Source organism: Bacteroidota bacterium (assembly GCA_030706565.1).
GTDB lineage: Bacteria > Bacteroidota > Bacteroidia > Bacteroidales > JAUZOH01 > JAUZOH01.
Map to the genome: position 1 here is coordinate 1 of JAUZOH010000359.1, position 3,849 is coordinate 3,849.

General features: G+C 39.9%; 2 protein-coding genes. Both read left to right on the forward strand.

Features of this window, described 5'->3' with window-relative positions; genetic code table 11:
- The first annotated feature begins 417 nt into the window (after window positions 1–417).
- Window positions 418–2,802, forward strand: coding sequence for a glycoside hydrolase family 3 N-terminal domain-containing protein (locus Q8907_14045; protein MDP4275392.1), 2,385 nt, complete (start codon window positions 418–420; stop codon window positions 2,800–2,802).
- A 223-nt stretch (window positions 2,803–3,025) separates the two neighbouring features.
- On the forward strand, window positions 3,026–3,849 hold an 824-nt coding region (locus tag Q8907_14050; GenBank protein MDP4275393.1), incomplete at its 3' end, for a hypothetical protein.

Below are 3,849 nucleotides of genomic sequence, written 5' to 3' on the forward strand. Positions count from 1 at the left end.
CCCGCACTTAAACGTCTAATTTGGACGTTTAAGTGCGGGTTTTTTAGATTAAATATGATTGATATGGATCATTAAAGGGAGAAAAACAGGTAATGGCCTGCTTAACATATTGATCCGCCGGTTTTAGAACAATAAGGATGGGATTATTAGGAATCCCCTTGTTTACTAATGTTTTGTGTTGTCAGAGTTCGCTCTTTATACTGTTCTTCTTGTACAATCCTGTCATTGCGGATTCTGTTTGGATGGCCATATTTGATTCTTTGTTAATGATTAAACTATTATTCACAGATCCTGTTTATAAAGCCTCTTGGTTGTACAGAAAACGGGATAATGTTTATATTTGTCCTGTATATAAAGGGATAGAGTTATAATTCAAGACAAAATGTTTATCACACACCTAACTTATATATTTGGCTTATGAAAAAATTTTTCGGTTATTTCCTGCTTTCAATTCTTTTTGCCGGATTGGTCTCATTTAAACCACATTCGACTATTTATAAAAAAGGATGGATTGATTTAAACAAAAATGGGAAAAAGGATATTTATGAGGACCCGGCTCAACCCATTGATTCCAGAGTTAATGACTTGCTAAGTCAAATGACCCTGGAAGAGAAGACCTGTCAGATGGTCACCCTTTATGGTTGGAAGAGAGTCCTGAAAGATTCTTTGCCAACCGAACAATGGAAAAACGCTATATGGAAAGACGGTATTGCCAATATAGATGAACATTTGAATGGTTTTATCAATTGGGGGACTATATCCAATTCAGAACTGGCTTCCAACATGGAAAAGCATGTCTGGGCAATGAATGAAACGCAGCGTTTTTTCATTGAAAAGACCAGGTTGGGCATTCCTGTTGATTTTACTGATGAAGGTATCCGCGGGGTCGAAGCTTATGAGGCTACTGGCTTTCCGACTCAGCTCAATATGGGCATGACATGGGATAAAGAGCTTGTTCATAGTGAAGGGGAGATTACCGGAAAGGAAGCAAGAGCTTTGGGTTATACCAATGTTTACGCTCCTATACTTGATGTGGCTAGAGATCAGCGCTGGGGACGTTTGGAAGAATCGTATGGTGAAGATCCTTATTTAGTTGCCCGTTTGGGAGTCGCAATGGCCACTGGGATCCAGGAGAATAACCAATGTGCTTCTACGGCCAAACATTTCGCTGTTTACAGCGCCAATAAAGGAGCGCGTGAAGGGGAAGCAAGGACTGACCCACAGGTTCCACCACGAGAGGTGGAAAATATACTGCTTTATCCTTTCAAGAAAGTTATTAGAGAAGCGGATATTATGGGGGTAATGAGTTCATACAATGATTATGATGGGATTCCTATTTCCGGCAGCAGTTATTGGCTGATCCAAAGGTTAAGAAAAGAAATGGGATTTAGAGGTTATGTTGTTAGCGACAGCGAGGCATTGGAGTATTTGTACAGAAAACATCATGTTGCAGCAAATTTAAAAGAGGCTGTTTACCAGGCTTTTATGGCAGGGATGAATGTGCGTACAACTTTTCGTACTCCTGATAGTATAGTTATTTATTTGCGGGAACTTGTAAAAGAAGGAAGGATACCTGTAGATACGATCAATAACCGTGTTAAGGATGTTTTAAGAGTAAAATTCAGATTAGGGCTTTTTGATCATCCTTATGTGGAAAAACCTTCCGAAACCAGGCAATTAGTGAATAATGCTGCCAGTCAGGCTGTTTCTTTACGGGCATCAAGAGAAAGTATTGTACTTTTAAAAAACAGAAATGCCATATTGCCTTTTTCAAAGTCTATTAACAAGGTTGCGGTTATAGGGCCCAATGCCACGAATGACAGCTATGCCCATACACATTACGGGCCACTGATGTCGAAAAGTGTCAATGTCCTGCAAGGAATACAGGAAAAACTTGGGGAAGGCAAAGTTCTGTATGCAAAAGGTATAGACCTGGTTGACAAACATTGGCCTGAAAGCGAGATCTTACCCGAGCCCATGGATTCCAGAGAAACAGCAATGGTTGATTCAGCTGTTCAAATCGCCAAAGAATCGGATATCGCCATAGTGGTTTTGGGCGGTAATACTAAAACTGCAGGCGAAAATAAAAGCCGTACAAGTTTAGATTTGCCCGGTCACCAGCTTGATCTGATCAAAGCAATTAAAGCAACCGGTAAACCTGTTGTGGTGGTTTTGATTGGCTCACAACCTATGACGATTAACTGGATCAATAAGAATATTGATGGAATCCTGTATGCAGGCTACCCCGGTGTTAAAGGCGGTGTCGCAATAGCCGATGTACTGTTCGGAGATTATAATCCAGGTGGTAAGCTTACCCTGACTTTCCCTAAATCTGTAGGACAATTACCCTTGAATTTCCCAACCAAACCTAATGCACAAACTGACGATGGTGAAGGGGCTAAAATTAAGGGTTTACTATATCCCTTCGGTTTTGGCTTAAGTTATACAACATTTAATTACAGTAATTTAAAGATAGAAAACAATTCCTTAAAGCCCGATGAAGATATTCAGGTTTCTGTTGAAATCATTAATAACGGTAAGGTTCCGGGAGATGAGGTGGTACAGCTTTACCTTAGAGATGTGCTAAGTTCTGTGACCATGTATGAAAAACTGTTGAAGGGATTTGAACGGGTACATCTCGATGCAGGTGAAAAGAAGGTAGTGAAGTTTACCATACCTCTTGAGGAATTAAAACTTTATGACCGGCAAATGCAATTTGTACTTGAACCAGGAGAATTTAAGGTGATGGTGGGTTCATCGTCTGCAGATATCAGGCAGCAAGGCAGTTTTATTATTAAATAACCTCAGGAACCTTTTTCTCTTATGAAAATTTTTCCTTTTCAATATTTGTCTGAACAATTAGTTGGTTTATGTTATAAAATTTCATTATTGGCATTAGTCTTTATTTTTAACTACTTGCCTGATTGAGGTGAATGTAGCTTTCTTAGGTATTTGTTAAGACATATTGAATTAGAATTTTTTAAGTTAGATATCCGAAACAAGAATTAAAAACCATAACAACTAAATGAAAAAGAATATAATAATTTTATTGTTACAGATAATAATCTTTCAGTTGGTGAATGCTCAGGTTCCTGTCGACTGGAAAGCCTTTCTGGGGCGTAACGATATGGTCTGGAATCAGCTTCCTGAGAGCTGGGATAATGCTCCCTTTCTGGGAAATGGTCAGTTAGGAACCATTTTTTGGCTGAATCAAGAGGGATCACTTAATTTTGAAGTATCGCGCAACGACTTGTATGATCACAAGGTAAGTACTGCCAAAATCAGTTCACTTTATACCCGTTGTCGACTTCCAAACGGACATTTTGAACTTACTTTTGATGGTGGCAAAAAGCCTGAGGGCAACATGCGTCTTGATTTGTGGAATGCAGAAGCCAAAGGGCAGGTGAGAAGTAGTGGGAATGTCTGGGATATCCGTTGTTTTACCCATGCCTTAAAGAATGTAATTGTACTGGAAATATCCGGTAGCGGGAAGCCTCATTTGGTATGGAAACCAGATGCGGCAAAATCTACCCGCGGTAGTGCTCCTCCAAGTATAATACCTTATCCAGTTCAGGTTTTTCAGAAGGTGGAAGGCTGTGAGGTCAGTGTGCAGGAAATGCCCGAAGACGATCTCTACCTGACAGCGGGTCAGGGTTCGGGTCAATATGCAACGGTATGGAAGGGTGTTGAAGTAAATCCCCATAAAACAGTTTATTATATTAGTTTGGGCGTTTCTATTCCCGGGAAAACTGCAATAAAAGAAGCCGTTCAACTTGTTAATCAATCGGCTAAAGAAGGTGTTACAAATCTTGAAGTTACACACAGGGCATGGTGGCATAATTATTATCC

Bases quoted from the DNA above. Each gene is read 5' to 3' on its own strand.
- Q8907_14045 (MDP4275392.1), top strand. From the start codon at position 418: ATGAAAAAATTTTTCGGTTATTTCCTGCTTTCAATTCTTTTTGCCGGA.